The organism is Peribacillus sp. YIM B13481 (assembly GCF_042787985.1).
GTDB classification, from domain to species: domain Bacteria; phylum Bacillota; class Bacilli; order Bacillales; family DSM-1321; genus Peribacillus; species Peribacillus simplex_A.
Genome location: NZ_JBHZPE010000036.1, coordinates 17,499 through 38,217 on the forward strand (window position 1 = coordinate 17,499; position 20,719 = coordinate 38,217).

The window sequence follows — 20,719 nt, forward strand, 5'->3', positions numbered from 1 at the left end:
GCAAGAAGAAATGGAGGAAATGGACGTCCATCTCATTTCTCGGCCGTTACTGAATCATCTATAACGGAATTCACCCAGCCAGGATCGGGATCTCCTCCCATTGCTTTGCGGGCTTCCGGTTTCGGCGGCCCTGCAATCCCCCATTGATCCATTAGATGTGGTACACGTTTCCATACACGTGCTCTCCACTCCGATTCATCTTCAATCGTTTCCAGATAACATGTATACTCCATAACAAAACCGCCTGGGTCTTGGAAATAACAAAAAATATTGTCTCCAGGTCCATGACGTCCAGGTCCCCAAAGTTCTGACAGTCCCGCTTTTCGCACATTGCTTATGCCGCGCATCAGTTCATCCACTGAATCGACTTCGTATGCGATATGATTGATTGACGCATGTTCATCTTGATTAAAGGCAATGGAGTGATGCTTCCTGTTGCATCGCAGAAATGACATTTGATGCTCACTCCAATCGGTAACTTTAAAACCAAGTACATCTGTATAAAACTCAACGATCATATCTAAGTTCTTCGTATTCATTACAACATGATTAAGTTTCACTGGATCAACATTTTTCTTGTTCCAAATTGACGTTTGAACTTCAACCCAAGCCGAAAGCTCAATCACGCGGTTTTCCGGATCAATAAACCGTAATCCATAACCAGCACCTGCTTCATCCAAATAGCCAGGTGGTTCAATGATTCTAACGCCCTTCGATTGTAATATCCCCGCTGCACGATCCACTGCATTTTTATCGACCATGCCGAAAGATATATGATGCAAACCACGTTTTTCTCCCCTATGAAGGCTTAAAATATGATGTTCCGGTCCTGCACCCCGAAAATAAACCGTATTCTCCTCTTCCGGAGCATCCACCCTATCCAGTCCCCAAACCTTTTCATAAAACTCTGCTTGATCGTCGAAATTCGGAGTAATCATGCTAATATGCCGTAAATGAGTAATCCCAAGCATCCTTTTTATACCTCCCATGAATTAGATTGCTTTTTAGAAGATTTGCATTGACCACATCTAACAATCTAATCGAAAAGGGCGCCTCATTAATTTCCATAATGCAGGTGCCCTTTTCGGCTAAATGATCAGTCTTTAATAATGGCTTCTCTTTCTTTTGAGCGTTGTTTCCGCAGTTCTTCCAGTTCACTGCCTTCAGGATATGTTGGCAAGTTAGGCTTCACTGCCCCTAGCATTACGAGCATGCGCGCCTCAACATCCCCGTCATTCCTAATTCCCCGATAAACCCCTGGCGGACTGCTGATGCAGTCTCTCGCACTTAGTTTAATTTCATGCACTTCGCTGTAGCTATCCTCTTGAATTAACGCCGTGACTTCACCCTCAAGAATGAAAAACACTTCTTCAACATCATCGTGAAGATGCAAAGGCCCGATACATCCCGGCGGTAGAACCATTGTACTTAGAGTGAAATGTTCACCTGCAATTACATTTGTATCGTTATTTGCAGTGGCACCTCGTCCTATATATCTCATCTGTGCACGTCTATAAGCTGGATCGATTTCTTCTTGGAACTTCAAGACATCCCAATCAAGCGTACGGTCTTTCAATCGGGCAACATATTTTTTTTCAAAATCTTTCACTGAAAAAATTTCTTTTGTCATTTTAAAAATCCTCCCTTATTTGTTGTTTCTAAATTACATTATGTTTCACTGGTAAAACAGTGTTTCATCTATGAATTAATTCTAAATTGAAACCTTTTCATTGTCAATTAATTTTTAGAATATTTGAAACTATTTTTATAATCCGAACAATTTATTCCTTTACGATAACTTGGAACGATTTAACCAAATATTTCTTTTTCTTAACGCAAAAAAGTGCGGACACCCTAGATTTGGGATATCCACACTTTCGAAAGAGATTACCTTTTTTATTAGATTGGCACTAAAAGCATGTTCACACATCATCATGTTGAAACGACATAACCCCACTATACCCCATATAAAGGGATAACTGCCGAGAAACCTCCAGCAGTTTCGGCAAGGCGATTTTATCGATGAAATCTTCCTGATAAGCCGACTCTGTTGCAACGACATTCAAGGCTGCCAATACTTTTCCAGTCCGGTCAAAAATCGGAGCGGCAACAGAACGGATGCCAGGGTGGAATTCCCCGCTTGTCATCGAATAACCATTTTGCCGAATCGATTCCAACTGTTTTTGAAACTCACCCGGCGCAGTAAGTGTTTTGTCTGTATAAGGAGTGAGGTTTGAGATTTTGAACATTTGCATGAGCATTTCTTTTGGTTGATATGCCAAAAGTAATTTTCCATTGGCCAAAGCATGTGCTGGCAGCCGCAACCCTATGTTCACATTGACAGCAGATACCCCTCTGATCGGGGCACTGCCAACATAAACAACTTCCAATCCATCCAAAATGGACAGGTGGCAGGAAGCTCCGATTTCATCACGCAGGGTCTCCATATAAGGTTGGACTATTTCCTGGAATTTCAAACTATTCAAATAGCTGAAGCCCAATTCAAGAACCTTTGGTGTTAAACTATAACGTTTGGTATGCTCATCCTGAGACAGATAACCTATATTTTGTAAGGTGAATAATAAACGATATGGCACCGTTCGGCTTACTCCCAGTTGTTTTGCAATTTCTGAAAGAGACAAACTCGGCTGTAATTCATTAAAGAGCTTAATGATTTCCAACCCTCTTACCAATGAATTAGCACTATATTTCTCTTTATCTTTTTCTTCGCTTTCCATTCGAGTATTCCCCCCGTTGTATATCTCAATTCTCTAAGAGTTATAAACCATTTTATTAAGCTTTCTCACCTCAACTCTTACCTAGAAGGAACTTGCAGCATATTTACAACTTTTACTGCAAATTAAGTTGATGTATATTTTTTTCATACATACTTCAACTTTGCCCTACCTGTTGTCTCTGTAAAAAATCCGTAACATATTCATTGAACACTTCTGGATCTTCCTGATAACATAAATGGCCGGTATTCGGTACGATGGCAAATTCGGAATTAGGAATCCATTCATGAAAAATTCTCGATTCACTAACCGGTGTGACCTGATCCAGTTCACCGCATATGACCAAGGTCGGAACGGATATAGAAGAAAGGATTTCCATTTGGTTTAAATTTGATAAAGAGAAGGAAACAGACCGGTATCCAGCCGGGCGCACTTGCGACATGATGCGTTCTGCTTCCTTAACTAACTCAACAGAAGCATTTGGCGACATTAGCGCTTTGACCCTTTTCTTTGCCAGTTCACCCGGATTTAACGTATTGATGGAGTGCAATCTATTCTGAAGTTTCCGTTTATTTTCTTCCTGGCTAACACCAGCTGCCCCGCGAGTCGCATCAGATATAATCAGCGCCTCGACCATCTCGGGGAAACGGCTAGTAAAATCGAGTGCGATAGCCGAGCCCATCGAATGACCGAGCAGGTATACCGATTGCAAACTTAGACTCTCAAGGAATTCTTTCAATACACCTGCAAATTGAGAAAAGTCTTGAAATTCCTCTTTTGGATCGGAACTTTCACCGTACCCTGGCGCATCCCAGGCAATTACCCTAAATTCTTCATTCATCTGACAGAGCTGTTTTCTCCATGACTGAGAATTATTTCCCAAACCATGCAGGATAACAAGCGCTTTTCCTTCTCCCGATTCCAGATAATGAATCGAGAATTCTTTTAAATGGCTAATTGGCATCCTTTTCAACCTCACAATCCTTTGAATAAATAATTTAAGTGTTTATTTGTCAATTAAAGCATAATTACACATTTAAAACTATTTGGGAGACCTAACTTAATTGGCATATTATCGAAGATATATCGATCAACAAAATATATCCAAATATGCAGGTAGAACAATTAAAGAATTTTAATCCATAGATATTTTCCATAATAAGTATTTCATATACAAAACAATATAAATGAATTATAGATTTACCTGATTTTAAATACAATATCAACAAGTCGGAATTTTTAATAATTTGATATTAATTACTTCTTTTGACACAAAAGATCAAATCCACTCCCCCTTTTAAGTCCTTAATAAAGGCCATTTAGCTCATTCCCTTGTATGATTCCCCTCACAACGCAAAAAGGAATCCCATTGTAGTTCGATTTTAAACATAAAAAAACACAATGGAAGAAGTTAAAAATGACAATATATTTATTTATTCTAAAAATATTAAATTATCAAAATATTAAATTGACAATCAATTCTATTTATTTTATCGTTAATAAAGTAAAACTTTGTTTTACTTACAAAACATCACCATGACTTATCTATCTCTCAGTATTTTAAAGAAAGGCGGGATGCAGCTCGTAAATGGGGAAATCGAAACTAGTGCCTATCTAAAGAAAAACCTTAGTCCACCTATTCTCAATGGTAAGTGTTTTTTGCAATGCTAAAAGCGACAAGGAGATGGTATTATGTTAAATGGGCAAAAAAGATGGTTGTATATTGCCGTTCCAATTTTTTTCTTTTGGTTTTTCGGACAAATTGATAAGGTTGGCATTTCCATCATTCAAACAGATCCAGAATTCTTGAATGCACTCGGAATGACAGGCGATGACAAAAATGCAAAGATCGGTCTTCTTTCCTTTGTATTCACCATAGCTTATGGAGTTTCAAATCTTTTTTGGGGCTTCATCATTGATAAATTAGGGGCCCGAAAAACAGCCATCGCCGGATTATTCGTATGGACACTTACCATGATTGTGTCAGGCTTAGCAAATTCATATGAAATGTTTTTAATAAGCAGGGTCATTCTTGGTTTTGGCGAAGGGATGATGATTCCAGTTTCCGGAAAAATGATTTCTAACTGGTTTAATAAACGCGAATTGGGGAGGGCCCAGGCATCATGGCTTACCGGAAACTATTTAGGTCCGGCAACTGGAGCCATTGTTTTGGTGCTCGTGATATCTTTACTCCACTGGCAAGCAGCTTTCTTTATGCTTGCGGCCTTCAACTTATTTATTAATATCCCGATGTTCATCTTTATGACAAGGAATACACCAGAAGAGCACCCCCGTATAAGTAAGGATGAATTGGCCTTCATTCGCCAATCGGAAGATGAAGGGAAAGAAATTGCCCCTTCAGAGAAAAAGAGTTTCGCTCAGGATTATCGTTTCTGGATTGTATGGTTCGGTATGCTCGTATGCTCCTTCCTTTTTTTCGGAATCAGCATTTGGCTCCCTACCTATCTAATTGAAGCAAAAGGATTCGAAAAGGAAGGGATGTCGAGCATCACTTCGCTTTCCTGGTTATTTGCTTTAGGATTTGTCTTGGCCTGCGGCTTTCTGGCGGACAAAACCAGGCGTCCAAGTTTGATGGCCTCGATTCTATTTTCATTGACTGCTGTCTTTTTAACTGTTGCGGTCTTCATCCCCAACCCTATTATGGCCGGGCTATGTATGGGACTGGCAATGGGATGTCAAGGCGGTGTTTTCCATTTAAGTAATATGCTAATGATAAAATACTCAACACCCGAAACGGCAGGACGGGCTGCTGGTCTAATTGGATTCACGAATATTATGGGCGGCTTTTCAAGCTATATCATGGGGTGGCTTCGTGACTTGTCTGGCGGGGACTTCAGTACATCGATCGCCATGCTGATTTTTACAGCCATCTTAGGTTTGGGAGCGTATATATTCTCCATTAAAAGAGAAGCGGCAGAACTGAATTTATCACCTTTGCCTGCACAAAAGGTCCAAGTATGAAGCGTAAGTTCCTTGAAATCATGACCAACATTTTGATGGACTTTATCCAACCCTTGAATTATCAAGGGTTTTTTCTTGAGCGGACTATGAGTCATGTACTATTATCCCTTCAATTACTCCTTGTAGCTACTAGATAGTTCTTTTACTCTTGTCCCTCGGCATCTTTCCTTGTTCCTTGATCCAATCCTATTCTTCTGCGAATTCATGGTTCTAATTTTTTCAAATATCCCAGAATCTTAATATGGCTGCCATCCACCATCCATCTTAAAAATAGCTTCACTTATTCCAACTTCCATTAGTAGTGCTTCATTCCTGGATCAATTGCTTGGATAGCCGATCTTCGGGTTCTTCCTGGTCTTCCACATCTGAAGCATAAAACCATTTTATTTCCAAGAAAGTCCTGCTCAATACCACCGGCTTTATCATTTAGTCATCACTTACTAGAACAGATCGCGACCAAAAGGAGCATGCAGCAAAGTCATGCCCCGTTCTTAATTAGCATGGATCACTAGTTCAAACTTCTTAAAATGGCGGATAACTATTAAAGTGGGCCCACCCTTTACTGGTTATTATTATGAAGTACACTTGAAAACAATTCTGAGTGAACGAGCATATCCTATAATAAGCATTAAAGATTATATAACTTCATTTAGGTAATCCTAATTATCTCTGTTATACAGCAAGAGTTGGAAAACAGCATTTTTTAAAAAAGCTAAAACTAGATGAGGAGAGCATAATCTAAATTCACTCTGAATGTCTTGTCCTTTTTTTTGTTTAAAAATGTCGATAGTTAAAATATTCAAAAAATGACAATCACTCGGTAACCCATGTTATATTGTTAATGATAAAAATACTTGTCAAGTAAGGTGAGTGCGTGAATATTGAAGTTTTAATACTCCATTATATTCAGGAAAAACGTCAAAAGCCCAATCATGCCAATGAATTATTGGATTATATTCAGAAGGAATATGTAAACGGGAAGCTGTCAATCTTTCAATATAGGAGTCTCTGTCAGGAATTATATCTTCGAGGAGCAAAGCAAACATCTTCTGGATGAAAGAAACACTTCTGACACATTTTCAAATCAAGATTTGAAATTTGTTTCTGCCCTGTTGCATCGACCTATCTTTAGGGGCTAAGTCAGCTTTATTCAACCCTTTTCTTTACTAAGAAAGACTATATCCCAACCCGAATGTTTTCCATAAATAAAAGCCTCCGTAATATGTCACCCCAGGACATATTACGGAGGTAAAGACTACTTATTCTGCAATCGCAGAATTTCCTTTGTTGACTATATGAATATATCCAAAATTAAAACCAAACCGAATGCCACGAAAGAAAGTAAGGTTTCCATGACTGTCCATGTTTTGAACGTTTCTTTTACGGTCAATCCCATATATTCTTTTACTAACCAGAAACCGGCGTCATTAACATGGGAAAACATAAGTGAGCCTGCCCCAGTTGCAATTACAAGTAATTCTAGATTTACGCCCGTCATATTTGCAACCACCGGTGAAACAATTCCTGCTGCCGTAGTCAAAGCGACTGTTGCAGAACCTGTGGCAATCCGAATCAATCCGGCCACCAGGAATGCAAGGACGATTGGTGATAATGATATTTCTTCAGACATGGAAGCAATTGCGGTCCCTACGCCACTATCAATTAAAATTTGCTTAAACCCGCCACCCGCACCGATAATTAGTATTATGGAGGCTAATGGCAATAAACATTCTTCCGTTAACTTTTTAATTAGCAATTTATCCATTCCCTGTCTGTAGCCCAGGAAATAGTAAGCTGCAAAACAGGAGATTAATAGGGCGATCACCGGACTGCCGATAAACACCAAGAATTTCCCAACGGAACCCGGCAGCGGCAAATAAGGCGCCAATACAGTTAAAACCATCAACAATACAGGCAAAAGGATGATGAAGAACGAAACTCCAGTCCCTGGTAATCCACTTGACTTTGTTACCACCCGGATCAATTCCGGTTCACCAACGGGTATAACCCGCTTATGAATCCATTTTGCGAAAAGAGGTCCGGCAATTACAGCAGTCGGGAATGCGATGATCAATGAGTACAGAAGTACGTGTCCCATGTTTGCATTATAGATCCCTATAGCTGTCATGGCTCCCGGATGCGGAGGTACCAGCCCATGTACAATCGATAAACCAGCAAGTACTGGAATACCTATTAACAAGATGTTCACTTTGGTTGATTTCCGAATGGAAATGACCAAAGGCAGCAATATTACTAAACCAACCTCGAAAAATACCGGAATGCCTATGATGAAACCAGATAAAAGCATGGCCCATGGCAGGTTCTTCACGCCGAATTTATTAATGAAAAAGTCAGCAACCTGCATACCGGCTCCAGAGTCGGACATCATCTTTCCTAAGATGGTCCCTAAAGCCAATATTCCAATAAGGTGACCAAGGACCGCTCCGACACCCGTTTCATATGCTCCTACAATCTTGTCCATCGGCAGTCCAGAAAAAACCGCTAAAAATAAACTGGCCACAGTCAAACTTATGAATGCATGCCATTTCCACCATGATACCCCCAAAATAACAATTACGATTGCTATCAGCGTGATTCCTAATAAATATAGATCCATATGTTCTCCCCACCCCTAATGAAATCGCTTACAATCAAACCCATACAATAAATAGGCTTATTGTACCGGCTCGTTATATGTCACAATGTAGTTCTGTTTAGCCGTGTTGTAATACCCTTCACTGTATTCCATAACATTTCCGTCCCCATCACTGGAAATCCGAATCCTTTTTAATACTGGGCTATTGTTTTCGATTTTCAGTGTTTCGCAAATGTGATCAGGTGCGATGGCAACGGCAAACTCATCTCTGAATGTTTCAAGTTTGACGTTTTGATTTTCCAAAAATCTGTACAAAGAATTGATTTGGACCTCTTTTATCTCTTCTTGGTTTAAATTAAGTGAAACATAATGTGTAAAGTAAATATAAGGTTCATTGTCCAATAAATAAATTCGTTCGATTCTTGTGCAATGGTCACCAAATAAAGAATGCAACTTAGAGCCTGAAGAAAGATCAACATGACTTATGTTTAACACCTTTTTTAAAATGAAGTGCCCTTCCTCCACCAAAAGCTCTGTGAAACGCTTTCCTTTGGAAAGTTTGACAATCGAACCATTCGCTATGACCCTAGTGCCTTTGCCGCTTTTCTTTTCAACATACCCCTCTTGCACAAGTTCTTTGATTGCATTACGGACAGTGACCTTACTTACGTTAAATTCTTCTTCCAAAAGAGGCTCAGAGGGAATGTTTGTGTCGATGGCATAAACCCCATGTAAAATACGATCCTTCATTATTTCTTTTATCTGTAAATACATCGGTCCATTTTTTCTGTTCACATTCATTCCTAATCTCCTGCCTTTTATCTCTTAATATCTTCCATTTCACCTTCCATTGCCGAGAGTATCTCCTTTTCGGTTGCCAAAGGAGTATCCCCAACGACAGTACATGCCAGCATTCCCGAAACAGCCGCAAACCGAACTGTCTTTTCTGGGGGAAATCCCAGCAATTCGCCATGTAAGATTCCACTGGTGTAAGCATCGCCTGAGCCTATTCTATCATATACGGAAAATGATAGGATATCGGAAAAGTAAAATGTTTCTTCTTTGTATATATACCCCCTCAACGTATGGCTATTATCACTGTTGATTGAACGATGTGTCCCTGCTATCGACGGAATATTGAATCTCTTTGCCGCCTCGGGGATCAACTCGATTAGCTGTTCTTCCCTTGTGGAGCCTTCAGACTTCATTCCTAAAATATATAGGGCGTCTTTCTCATTCATCATGACGATATCAGCCAAAAAAAGCATTTCTTCATAATGAGGCTTTGCGTCAGCAAAACCTCCCTCCCATAAAGAGGGGCGGTAGTTGCAATCGAAACAGACTGTTCCGCCTTTTTCTTTGACTTTTCTAGCCAGCACCTTCATACTTTCCCGTACAGTTTCCGCCATTGCAAGCGTAATTCCGCAAAAATGGATGATATCCGTATTTTCCGAAATCATATCCATATCATAATCGGATAAGGAGGCTGTATTAAAACTGCTTTCCAGTCGATTGGAATATGTGACACGGCTAGCCCGCTGTCCAAAACCATTTTCCAAAAAATACATCCCCAAGTATTTTCCACCTCTAGAGATGAAGTCCCTTCCAATTCCTAAGCGTTGCAAAGATGAAATCGCGGAATCCCCAAGGGGGTTATCCGGTAACTTTGTCACAAGATACCCATCATGTCCTAGCTTTGTCATCGCAGAAGCAACGTTTACTCCCGTGCCTGAAAAGGAGTATTTCAGAGTGTTGGCCTGTGATAGCAATTCATGCCCTGGTACCTGCAAACGCATCATTACTTCCCCGAATGCCACAATCCTTTTAGGCATATTTTTCAACCATTTTTTTTGTTATGGCCAATAATTTACGCACATCCTCCCCATTCGTTTTTCCAGTCTCTTCATCGATTATGGAAGAATATACATGTGGAATGACTTTAGGCACTTTTGCTTCTAATGCGATTTCTAGTATGGTCTCGAAATTATTTAAATCGATTCCACCTGTTGGTTCCAAAGCAAATCCCTCTTCACCACAAGCTTTTGCCACAGCACGATATTCATCTTCATGCTTCAGGCCTTTCATCGGGAAGTATTTCAAAGCATTTCCTCCCATATCGCGTACAAGCGCAATGGCAGCTTTGATAGGCACAATGGCAGTTTCACTTGCACCTGCACTTACTGGACCAGTGGAAATATTCACATAACCTACTTTCCCAGTTGGAGATACAAGTGAATTTATCCAGATATCCTTCTCACCTAAATTGGCCCTTGTAGCACCAACAGCAGGAAAAACCTGGTTAATATGACTGCCTGGATAGTATTTTGCTATTTCTGCGACAACCGCTGCCTGTCTATTATCGCCCGCGCCCAATCCTATTGAAACGGCCTCATCAATGGCTTCCCCGTATTCTTTCATTGCTGTAACACCAGCTTCCACAGTTGGATAATCCTTTGAGAGTACACCAACCAATACATGGCCTTCCGCTGCTTCAAAGACTTCCACTGCATTTTCTACACTATTTGCAAGTACATTTAAGGCTACACGATCATTCAATAACCGTTTGTTTATGTTTGTCATCTTTGTTTTCCTCCTAATATGGTTCTTAATTGTGCTTCAATGACATGTATATCATCACCTTGCAATGGACGTGGGTCTATATCGAAAAAGCCTTGCCGTATCCCATAATCACGTGTGTAAATGGCGATTTCCCCATTTCTGAGCTGCTCGTTCACTTCCTTCGCCGTTGTTTCCGTTATTAAAGAATCAATGGAAATACGTGCTCTATATATGGCACGTCCGGCTTCATCCTGAACGATCGTTACTTTTACACCATCAATTGAGTCAAGTGTTTTGAGAACTTGTAAACTAGCTTTCTCTTTTTCACTATTATCCTGTTTGACAAAATACTCATCCAATGCCTGAAGCAGCCCAAAGCTGGTTTCCTTACCGACCTTCATGCTCCTGCCGATGCAGTGCAATTGAACCTTTACCCATTCGATATATTTTTTTCTGCCCGCAACGATACCGGATGTGGGTCCTTCAATGGCTTTTGATCCACTATATATCGCCAAGTCGGAGAACTGTACATATTTTTCCAAATCCTCCTCCGCTGCTGCATCGACAATCAGTGGGATATTATTCATTTTGGCCACTTCCCATGCTTCTTCGACTGATATCATATTTTTCTGAACAGCATGATGCGATTTCACGTATAAAATGGCGGAAGTATTTTCATTTATGGCATCCGCAATATGTTCTGCCTTCCCTTCGTTTGCATACCCAACTTCAACCAATTTTCCGCCACCCAGGTAAATCATGGTTTCAACCGGTGCACCATACTGTACGTTATGACCTTTCAGCATGATGATTTCATTCTTTTGAATGAGATCTTGATGAAGCCTTTCGCTTTTCCTTCTATTTCCTTCCGTAACGATCGCCGCTACTGAAAGCGCAATTCCACTTGATGCTGAGTTTACGACGACAGCTGCTTCAGAATGAAGCAAATTCGCTATATGCTGGCCTGACTTATCGACTAAATCAGAAACCTCAACATAATTTTGCCCACCTTTTTTCATCGCATCCATCACTGTGTCAGTTGGGGCAGACACCCCCAATATGCTCATTCTTCCGCTTGCATTGATGACTCTTTTCAAATCGTATTTAGCATTCAATGAATTCTCCATTTATAACAACTCCTTTAACGACAACTCTTTTTTCTGCCATCCGTTTTTCTCCTTCGGAATCAATTAAAAGGGTCGGCTCATTCTTGATCGAGAATAAGGTTAAGTTCGCAATATCCCCAGCTGAAATCCTGCCAAGCTCGGGTTTATGCAACCAAGCTGCTGCATTGACCGTAACGGCTTCTATTACTTCCTTTAATGGATAACCCAGATACAAAAATTTTGTAAGCACATATGCCATATTAAAAACTGGCCCATTCTCTCTGTTTTTCCGATATATATCCGTACTGATCGTATTGAAGCGTATTCCCCGCTTTTTCGCCATTTCTGCAGTTTTAAAAGAAAAGCTTGCCGTTCCATGACCTACATCCAAATGGACACCACGTTCAATCGCCTTACTGAACTCAGTCAGCGGTTCTTCTCTTTCATCAAATAAATTATTCGCTTTACCATTTAAGAAATGAGTAATAATGTCCTTTTCCTCAAGTAATTCAAGGACTTCTTTAATATCAGGCGGCCCTGAACCGATATGGACCATTAATGGTAAACCAGTTTCAGCCGAGAACTTCCTAGCGACTTTTAATGGCTCGATACCATTTGGACCAACCACACTTTTACTTATTCTCGCTTTAAGTCCAACGACAAAATCCCCGTACTTGGAGATTGCATTCCTTAATTCCCCTTCGTCCAGCCATGAAATATCCGATAACTCATCAATCCTTTTCAAGCCAATCCGCGAAATATTCAGAAAGGCGAAAACATTTGTTTTGGAATTTTTACAGCTGTTAACGAGATCAGATATCCTATCTGCCCCCGTGCTTCCCGCATCAATGACCGTTGTTACACCAGTTTTATATCCAATATCATCAACCTCATCACCATAAGGATCGAATTCCGGGAATGCATGTACATGCATATCAATCCATCCGCTGGAAACAAAAACTTTGTGATCATAATCTATTATTTCATCTCCAGATGCAGTTCCGGGCAAAGCGATTTCTTTAATCATCCCATTTTCCAGTATGATATCTGCTGCATTTCCGTCTAACATCTTTACATTTTTCAGAATTAAACTACCTGTCATTTCCCTCATCCTTTTCGGTACATCCTATCGATTGCAAGTAACTTTGTATAAGGTTGCTCAATTGTGAGAATTCATTTAATTTTCTTACAGAAATAGATTATCACATTTCCATAAACTAATCAATATAACGTTATAATGTTTAATTTCACCTTTTTAAAAAATCATTCATTATTTATCCATTGCCAATCTACTTAATAGAGTGATCAATTAAGGGGATGCCCAATAAGTCCTTAAAATTAAAACGAATTGTTACAAAGTAAATGATGCCCGCTATTTTTTCCTGAAGAAAATCTTATTTTCAATGCTGTCATTTTATAAACCCAAAAGAAACTCTCTAAAATTAATTGATTATTCTGATAATTAACTGCCTAAAAGCAGTGAAGTTATACTGAAATTCACTGCTTTAATACGTATTTTTCTAAAAGACCAAAATGAAAATTAATATAGTGCCTTTCTTTCTATATATAATGGAACCTGTACATGCCAGGAAACTATATTTTATTCTCTATGCGAGATGTCACGTGTTCGGTCAGTTTTCCCACTATTTGTTTAAGCCGTTCCGTTTCCTCTTCATTTAAGACGCTATAAAAGTCACGAAAGATTTTGGCGAAACACTTATTGATGGAATGATAGGTTTCCCTTCCACTTTCGGTTGATTGGATAAAAACGACCCGCCGATCATCCTCACTGTGTACCCTCTCAATCAATTTCTTCCGTTCGAGCCGGTCAATTAGCGCAGTTCCTGCTGCAGGTTTGATCTTCAAATGATTCGAAACATATTTAACGGCCATGGATTCATTGAAGACTATTAATTGCAATGCCCGATACTGTACTGAGGTTAAATCATATTTAACCAATAACGGTTCCACCAATTCCTGTGAGAGACTGCTTAGTTCTTTGATTTCTATATGTAAATTGTACAATTCACCTGAATGCATGTTTGACAATCCTTTCTTATTGACAACTATCCATCTAAAACTATAACATAATTAACGTATCAAAAAATTAACCATACGAATTAAAATGGTTATTGATCTATAAAGAGAGAGAGAGGCTGTACATGTCAGCAGAGCAACGTAAAAAGATCATTATCCTAATGATCAATATGTTTATAGCAATAGGAAGTTTCGGTATCATCATTCCCATTTTACCAGCATACCTGGCCTCCATTAATCAAGGCGGTACCGCCGCTGGCCTAATGATTGCCATTTTCGCAGGTGCACAACTTATCTTTTCACCAATTGCCGGAAAATGGACAGACCAATTCGGGCGCAGAAAAATGATTATTTATGGGTTGGTCGGTTTGACATTATCCATGTTTATTTTTTATGCAGTCAATTCCATTTGGTTATTATATGCTTCGCGTATCATCGGCGGGATCGGTGCCGCATTGCTTATACCGGCAATATTTGCTTATGTAGCTGATATCACCACATTTGATCAGCGCGCTAAGGGCAATAGTTTAGTATCTGCCGCCATGTCCCTAGGTATTGTAGTCGGTCCGGGAATTGGAGGATTTCTAGCTGACTTTGGCTTGAAGTTTCCCTTTTTGATTTCCGCGCTTGTATCCCTGTCTGCAGTGGTATTTTCCATTTTTGTTTTAAAAGAAAGCGAAACGGCACAAGTTACTCAACCCATGGATGCAAAATCTGAAACGATGGTTCGGAAGATTGCCCTATCCGTGAAAATGCCCTATTTCACCCCACTCATCATTACACTTGTAATGAGCTTTGGTTTAATGGCATATGAGTCTGTAATTGGGCTTTATCTTGATAATCAATTCAATTCAAGTCCTAAGGACATCGCCGTAATGGTTACAGCCACAGGTATCGTCAGTGTAATTGTACAATTGTTTGTCGTCGACCGGATTGTACGCCGTTTTGGGGAAGTGAATGTGCTGAATATCTTTATCAGTGTTGCAGCCATCGGTTTCCTCCTATCACTTTTTGCTTCAAGTTACCTGATTTTCTTTTTAATCTCACTTATCATCTTCCTTTCCACCTCCATCTTACGTCCAGTTCTTAACACACTGATTTCCAAGATGGCAGGAAATGAGCAGGGCTTTGCAATGGGTATGAATAATGCGTATATGAGCATCGGAAATGTGCTCGGACCCACACTTGCCGGAATGATGTATGATGTGCACATTACCTATCCGTTCATGTTGGGCCTTTTCCTCTTATTCATCACTTTGATGATCACTATGGCTTGGCAAAAGCGATCTCTTCATGCAAAGGCATTATCCTAGACCTGAAGAAGGTACTATCAATTTTATTCATTTAACAAAAACCCCGAGTAGCTGCCGCTATTCGGGGTTTTCGTTATGATTTTTATATCCTTTCTGCTTGTAATCGAAATCCTCCAAAATAGTATATTCACGAGTATTTGCTTCGAATTCACGAGTAAATGCACGAATCTCACGAGTATTTGCTCCAATTTCACGAGTAAATGCACGAATCTCACGAGTATTTGCTCCAATTTCATGAGTAAATGCACGAATCTCAGGAGTAACGCTTCAATTTCTTGAGTATTTGCTCCAATTTCGTGCGTAAACAGCTCAAAATCTTCTGGAAAGCTCGAATTCACGAGTATATGCGATATATATAGGTTTGATTTCCCTAATAAACCAGGAAATCAGGCATTTGACCATAATAAAAAGCGGCCTTTTTCCGCTTGGAAGGGAATTAGGCCGCTTATCATTCCGTTCTTCTCATTTCATATTGTTATAAGGGGCAAATGGATTTCATTTAATAAAAACCGCTTTCTTCCCCTTACTGCTTTCGAAAGCCGCATCAATGATTTTAATCACCGATAGCCCCTCCTGAGCAGTGACTGGAGCTTTTTTCCCGTTCAATATACTATCGGCAATTGCCTGGTAATACGTTAAATAAGAACCATGCAGAGTTTCAATGGTTTCATGTGTCTCATTTTCACCTTCAACGGTAACCAGCTTGCCATAAAACTCAGGTTCATCTGAACCCCAAGAGCCATCCACCGGTTTTTTCCCCTCACTCAACGCCGCCTCTTGGCAATCAAGACCGTACTTGATAAATGATCCTTTACTTCCATGCACTTGAAACCGCGGTCCATTACCCGGTACGATCGAGCCTGAATGCAATATCACTCTCAGCTTTTCATATCCTAATATCACATGGAAATAATCATCCGTTTGGGCATTCTCTTTTTGCGAAAATACATCTGCCCAAACGAATTGCGGCAACCCAAACAAATACAAGGCTTGATCGATCAGATGTGATCCTAAATCAAATAGCATACCTGTTCCTGGGCCTGGTTTTTCCCTCCATCTATCCCTGACCACCGGCCTGAATCGATCATAATGGACCTGGTATGTATTGATTTCCCCAAGCACTCCATCATCAATAAGTTTTTTAACCGTCAAAAAGTCATTATCCCATCTCCGGTTATGATAGACGCTTAATAGCAGATTCTTTTCCTCGGCAATCTTAATGAGCTCCTCTGCCTCCCAAGCTTCCACTACCATCGGCTTTTCCAGGATGACATGCTTCCCGGCTAACAAGCTTTGCTTGGCCATTTCATAATGTAAACCACTCGGTGTTGTAATAACAGCCAAATCGATGGACGCATCTTCAAGAATATCCTCTAAGCTGCTTACCACCTCCACATCCTTCAAATCTTTTTGGACTTTTTCCTTTTTGGAGCTGACTACTTTCGTTATTTGAAATTCCCCTAAAACACTTAGTAATGGCGCATGAAACGTAGCCCCTGACAATCCATACCCAACTATACCGACTTTAATTTTTCTCATTCGTTCCCTCTCGCTTTCTTGTTCCTCTGATACAATCATAAAACTGATTTTATGCTTTATTTTTCATCATTTGTCCGGATATGTTTGTCTCAAAAACTTTACAGACTGATTAATCAATTCTTTCAAAACATTAATTTCGATATCTGCCACTTTATTGATGTATACACATCCTTTTCCGGTGGTGTGTTTTCCAAATGCCTGTAACAATTCTACCCTTCTTTTGTCGCCCGGAGTAAAATATAGACTGATTTTTGCTTTACGAGGTGAAAAGCCAACTAGAGGGGCATCACCTTCGTGACCAGATTCATATTTATAATGATAGGTACCGAAACCAATGATGCTCGGTCCCCACATCTTTGCCTCAAAACCTGTCGTTTCGGTAAAAATATCTAATAATTTATATGCGTCTTCACGTTTTTTTAGATTATCGACTTTCTCAATGAACTCAGTGACACTGCTGTCAGTTTCTTTGGTTTTTGGTTTATACATGACCGGAACCTCTCCTATACTAGTAAAAATTCAAAAGATTTCCTTTGCCAAAAACTTAATACCCTAGACGATCGTGTTTTTAGCGGTGACGTGTATGTATGCAGCTAAAACATTAATTTTCGATGAAATCCTAACCATTCAATTGCATGACGGACGAGCTTCATTACTAATTCTCCAAGCCTCATGGCAAATCCTTTAATACAATACCCTTAATATATTATAGAACATCGATTCGTTTTATTCTAATTTAAGGGCAAAGTGTATAAAGGTATATTTACTATATTAGGATTCGATTAAATGAAAATCGATTTATTGGTACGTTTAAAACGGTACTTTTTCATAAAAATCTCTACGATCAGAAAAGATGAGAAGGAACAATACTGACCGTAGATTAGAGTAAATCAATAGTTGCATGAAAGAAGGGAATTGGAGAGCAAAATAACAGTTTAACCGGTTCCCTATTGCCGTCGGATCTTTTCAATTTCATCGGCTATGAATTGCACCTGTGTCCCTACGATGACTTGAATGCTTTGGGGACCAACGATATTAATTCCTGCAACCCCTGTTGATTTGATTTTATTCTGATCGACAGCTCCCATACTCTCCACTTCAACTCTTAAACGGGTAACGCAGTTATCTACAGTTGTTACGTTAGCGTCTCCGCCCAGCCCCTCATAAATTGCAGAGGCCATCCCAAAGAATTTACTCTGATTAGACCCGTCTAGACTGCTGCCTGCTTGTGCACTCGCTCCTCCACCATCAAGCTCATCTTCTGTATCATCTTCTCTTCCGGGTGTCATTAAATTAAATCTTGTTATCAAGAAGCGGAATAAGAAATAATAGATAACGGCGAAAGCCAGTCCTTGAAGAAGCAGCATATATGGTTCATTTGCCATTGGTAATCTTGAACTTAAAACAAAGTCAATGAATCCTGCACTAAAACCAAACCCTGCTGTCCATTGGAAGGTCGCAGCAATAGCTAACGAAATTCCGGTTAATAAGGCATGCACCACAAAAAGGGCTGGTGCAACAAACATGAAAGCAAATTCCAATGGTTCAGTAACGCCTGTAAAAAACGAAGCGAAACCTGCAGCGAGCATTAATGATGCCACTTGTTTTTTCTTATGGGATATTGCCGTATGGTACATCGCAAGAGCTGCTGCTGGCAAACCGAACATCATGACGGGAAAGAATCCGGCTTGGTACATGCCTGTGGTTCCTTTTATTCCCTTTCCAGCCCAGAAATTGCCGATATCATTAAGTCCTATTACATCGAACCAGAAAACGGAATTTAACGCATGATGTAAACCTGTTGGTATCAACAGCCTATTGAAGAATCCATAGAGTCCTGCTCCAGTAGCACCCATTTCACTTATTCCTTCTCCAAATATAACTAACCAGGAGTAGATGAGTGGCCATACGAAGAATAATATAAGGGAAACAAGTAACATGGCAACAGCAGTAAGGATGGGGACAAGTCGTTTACCGCTGAAGAAAGCGAATGCATCCGGCAGCTCGACCTTACTGAACCGATTATACATAGCTGCAGCTACAAGCCCTGAGATAATTCCGACAAATGCATTTTTTATTTTCTCAAATGCTGGATTTACATCTTTTGCATCAATTCCCTGCAGCATCGCTACCGAGTCCGTAGAAAGCAATGTCGTTATGACCAGATAGGCTACCAGCCCGCTCAAAGCAGCGGCCCCATCTTTTCCTTTCGACATCCCCAACGCTACCCCTACAGCAAACAAGATAGCCATATTGTCAATGATCGAAGAACCTGCTTTTATTAAGAAAGCTGCTAACGGACTTCCGGCTCCCCATCCTGCTGGATCTATCCAATAACCGATCCCCATTAAAATGGCGGCTGCCGGCAATACGGCTACTGGCAGCATCAAGGAACGTCCAATTTTTTGAAGAAAATTTTTCATCTCGCTTTCCTCCTGACAATTACTGATTTAGGGCAAACCCCTATATTCTATTAGACAACGGTTCCTTCCATTTTAGAACTTCATTTCATTTTTAAATTTGGCTATATGCAGGAATAAAGTCTTAGCGATTTACTCCTCCATCGAAAGTTAATAAAAAAAGAAAAGTCCAACCGGACTTTTCTTTCACTTTTATTTATAGAGCAAGTAATTTTTGCGAACCTTTGTAAAAGCATCCTGCTTTACTTGATATTCTTTCATGATTTCATCTACTGATGAACCTTCTTCAATCCTTGACTTTACCCAGCCATTGCCAATCAATAGGTTGAAATTGTTGGCTGCAAGGAATTCGAAATCATCTGGGTATAGATCATGGATGGTCTTGATGATATGAAGTCCAGTAGGAACAGCCTTGAATTCCGCTCTATCCGTTACATAAATTTCGACTCCATGGCTGAGTTTACCCGCATGCTTTGAAAACGTAGGGGTAAAAGAGGCGGCCCTGAATTTTACGCCAGGTAACCGTAATGCATTTAATTTCCCAGCAAGTTCATCGCTGTTTATATAGGGAGCACCAATCAGTTCGAATGGTTTAGTCGTCCCTCTGCCTTCCGAGACATTCGTTCCTTCGATCAATCCTGTAGCGGGGTATACGATTGATGTGGATACGGTCGGCATGTTCGGTGACGGCAAGACAAAAGGAAGCCCAGTATCGTCATAATCCATATCTCGTTTCCAGCCTTTCATCTTGATGACCTTTAGATCGGCTCCAATTTTAAACTCCTTATTGAACAAAGTCGCGAGTTCACCAACTGTCATCCCATGTTTAAGAGGAATTGGGTACATACCAACAAACGATGAGAATTCTGGTTCAAGTACAGGTCCATCTACCGATTCCCCTCCTTGTGGGTTCGGCCGGTCCAGCACGATAATGGGAATATCATTTTCTCTTGCTGCTTCCATTGCATAAGCCATCGTGTAGATATAAGTGTAATAGCGTGTTCCGACATCCTGGATATCAAAGACAAGGACCTCAACATCTTTTAACATTTCAGGTGTCGGTTTTTTCGTTTTACCATATAAGCTATAGACGGGCAAACCTGTTTTTTCATCAATATAATATTCAACACTAGCACCAGCTTGCGCATCTCCGCGCACTCCATGTTCGGGACCAAATAACGCAGTCAAATTAATATCCGGATCGTCATGTAGTAGATCGACAATGCTGGTTAATTTAGAATCGATGCCAGTTGGATTCGTAATTAGCCCCACTTTCTTTCCTCTTAACACGTTCTTTTCTTCTTTTAAAAGGACTTCAATTCCCGGACTGACCTTTTGATTTTTCTTCTCCTTAACAGCCGTCACACTTTTTGAGGAAACGATGCCGAAAGCAAACAGGCAAATGGTAAATAATATAATTATTCGTTTCAAA

18 protein-coding genes are annotated in these 20,719 nt (G+C 40.1%); 3 read left to right on the top strand and 15 right to left on the bottom strand.

The features are described from left to right. Positions 1 to 32 precede the first annotated feature (32 nt). The 4 genes from ACFX4X_RS18175 to ACFX4X_RS18190 form a co-directional block, all read right to left on the bottom strand. Positions 33 to 971 carry a VOC family protein gene (locus tag ACFX4X_RS18175; protein ID WP_061463030.1) on the bottom strand — a complete coding sequence of 313 codons (939 nt, stop codon included), beginning with the start codon at positions 969 to 971 and terminating at the stop codon, positions 33 to 35. Positions 972 to 1,096: 125 nt separating this feature from the next. Next, the gene (locus tag ACFX4X_RS18180; protein WP_284470894.1) at positions 1,097 to 1,630 is read right to left on the bottom strand and encodes a cupin domain-containing protein; all 534 of its coding nucleotides are present in this window, start codon (positions 1,628 to 1,630) and stop codon (positions 1,097 to 1,099) included. Positions 1,631 to 1,922: 292 nt separating this feature from the next. Next, positions 1,923 to 2,738, bottom strand: coding sequence for an IclR family transcriptional regulator (locus ACFX4X_RS18185; protein ID WP_089364494.1), 816 nt, complete (start codon positions 2,736 to 2,738; stop codon positions 1,923 to 1,925). Positions 2,739 to 2,892: 154 nt separating this feature from the next. After that, complete coding sequence (locus tag ACFX4X_RS18190; protein WP_377385153.1) at positions 2,893 to 3,699, bottom strand: alpha/beta fold hydrolase; 807 nt, start codon at positions 3,697 to 3,699, stop codon at positions 2,893 to 2,895. Positions 3,700 to 4,427: 728 nt separating this feature from the next. Between ACFX4X_RS18190 and ACFX4X_RS18195 the strand changes: the two genes are divergently transcribed. Further along, positions 4,428 to 5,717 (top strand): MFS transporter, encoded by a 1,290-nt coding sequence (locus ACFX4X_RS18195; RefSeq protein ID WP_377385155.1) that lies wholly within the window; start codon positions 4,428 to 4,430, stop codon positions 5,715 to 5,717. A gap of 874 nt (positions 5,718 to 6,591) precedes the next feature. Continuing rightward, positions 6,592 to 6,774, top strand: coding sequence for a YppF family protein (gene yppF, locus ACFX4X_RS18200; RefSeq protein ID WP_061463025.1), 183 nt, complete (start codon positions 6,592 to 6,594; stop codon positions 6,772 to 6,774). 234 nt (positions 6,775 to 7,008) lie between these two features. On the opposite strand, the gene ACFX4X_RS18205 is transcribed toward yppF, so the two are convergent. The 7 genes from ACFX4X_RS18205 to ACFX4X_RS18235 form a co-directional block, all read right to left on the bottom strand. Next, positions 7,009 to 8,334 carry a GntT/GntP/DsdX family permease gene (locus ACFX4X_RS18205; RefSeq protein ID WP_377385157.1) on the bottom strand — a complete coding sequence of 442 codons (1,326 nt, stop codon included), beginning with the start codon at positions 8,332 to 8,334 and terminating at the stop codon, positions 7,009 to 7,011. 57 nt (positions 8,335 to 8,391) lie between these two features. Next, positions 8,392 to 9,114, bottom strand: coding sequence for a GntR family transcriptional regulator (locus tag ACFX4X_RS18210; protein ID WP_089364489.1), 723 nt, complete (start codon positions 9,112 to 9,114; stop codon positions 8,392 to 8,394). A gap of 17 nt (positions 9,115 to 9,131) precedes the next feature. Then, entirely contained in the window at positions 9,132 to 10,145 is a 1,014-nt protein-coding gene (locus ACFX4X_RS18215; protein WP_377385159.1) for a sugar kinase, read from the bottom strand. Beyond that, entirely contained in the window at positions 10,138 to 10,893 is a 756-nt protein-coding gene (gene dagF, locus ACFX4X_RS18220) for a 2-dehydro-3-deoxy-phosphogluconate aldolase (RefSeq protein ID WP_377385161.1), read from the bottom strand. Before dagF ends, ACFX4X_RS18215 begins: the two co-directional genes overlap by 8 nt. Next, entirely contained in the window at positions 10,890 to 11,999 is a 1,110-nt protein-coding gene (locus tag ACFX4X_RS18225; protein WP_377385163.1) for a DgaE family pyridoxal phosphate-dependent ammonia lyase, read from the bottom strand. The genes dagF and ACFX4X_RS18225 overlap by 4 nt, the downstream gene beginning before the upstream one ends. Continuing rightward, a complete protein-coding gene (locus ACFX4X_RS18230; RefSeq protein ID WP_377385165.1) occupies positions 11,977 to 13,080 on the bottom strand; it encodes an amidohydrolase/deacetylase family metallohydrolase in 1,104 nt (367 codons plus the stop codon). Before ACFX4X_RS18230 ends, ACFX4X_RS18225 begins: the two co-directional genes overlap by 23 nt. A 491-nt stretch (positions 13,081 to 13,571) precedes the next feature. Next, a complete protein-coding gene (locus ACFX4X_RS18235; RefSeq protein ID WP_061463020.1) occupies positions 13,572 to 14,018 on the bottom strand; it encodes a MarR family winged helix-turn-helix transcriptional regulator in 447 nt (148 codons plus the stop codon). Positions 14,019 to 14,140: 122 nt separating this feature from the next. Between ACFX4X_RS18235 and ACFX4X_RS18240 the strand changes: the two genes are divergently transcribed. Next, positions 14,141 to 15,328: an MFS transporter gene (locus ACFX4X_RS18240; RefSeq protein WP_377385167.1), complete on the top strand. Its 1,188-nt coding sequence runs from the start codon at positions 14,141 to 14,143 to the stop codon at positions 15,326 to 15,328. Between the two features lie 495 nt (positions 15,329 to 15,823). Here ACFX4X_RS18240 and ACFX4X_RS18245 read toward each other — a convergent pair whose 3' ends face one another. The 4 genes from ACFX4X_RS18245 to ACFX4X_RS18260 all read right to left on the bottom strand — a co-directional run bounded on the left by ACFX4X_RS18245 (position 15,824) and on the right by ACFX4X_RS18260 (position 20,718). Next, complete coding sequence (locus ACFX4X_RS18245) at positions 15,824 to 16,867, bottom strand: oxidoreductase (RefSeq protein WP_377385169.1); 1,044 nt, start codon at positions 16,865 to 16,867, stop codon at positions 15,824 to 15,826. A 66-nt stretch (positions 16,868 to 16,933) separates the two neighbouring features. After that, positions 16,934 to 17,356: a DUF1801 domain-containing protein gene (locus tag ACFX4X_RS18250; RefSeq protein ID WP_377385171.1), complete on the bottom strand. Its 423-nt coding sequence runs from the start codon at positions 17,354 to 17,356 to the stop codon at positions 16,934 to 16,936. Between the two features lie 458 nt (positions 17,357 to 17,814). Then, complete coding sequence (gene nagE / locus ACFX4X_RS18255; RefSeq protein WP_377385173.1) at positions 17,815 to 19,290, bottom strand: N-acetylglucosamine-specific PTS transporter subunit IIBC; 1,476 nt, start codon at positions 19,288 to 19,290, stop codon at positions 17,815 to 17,817. Between the two features lie 189 nt (positions 19,291 to 19,479). Further along, the gene (locus tag ACFX4X_RS18260) at positions 19,480 to 20,718 is read right to left on the bottom strand and encodes an exo-beta-N-acetylmuramidase NamZ family protein (protein WP_377385175.1); all 1,239 of its coding nucleotides are present in this window, start codon (positions 20,716 to 20,718) and stop codon (positions 19,480 to 19,482) included. Between the last annotated feature and the right edge of the window lies 1 nt (position 20,719).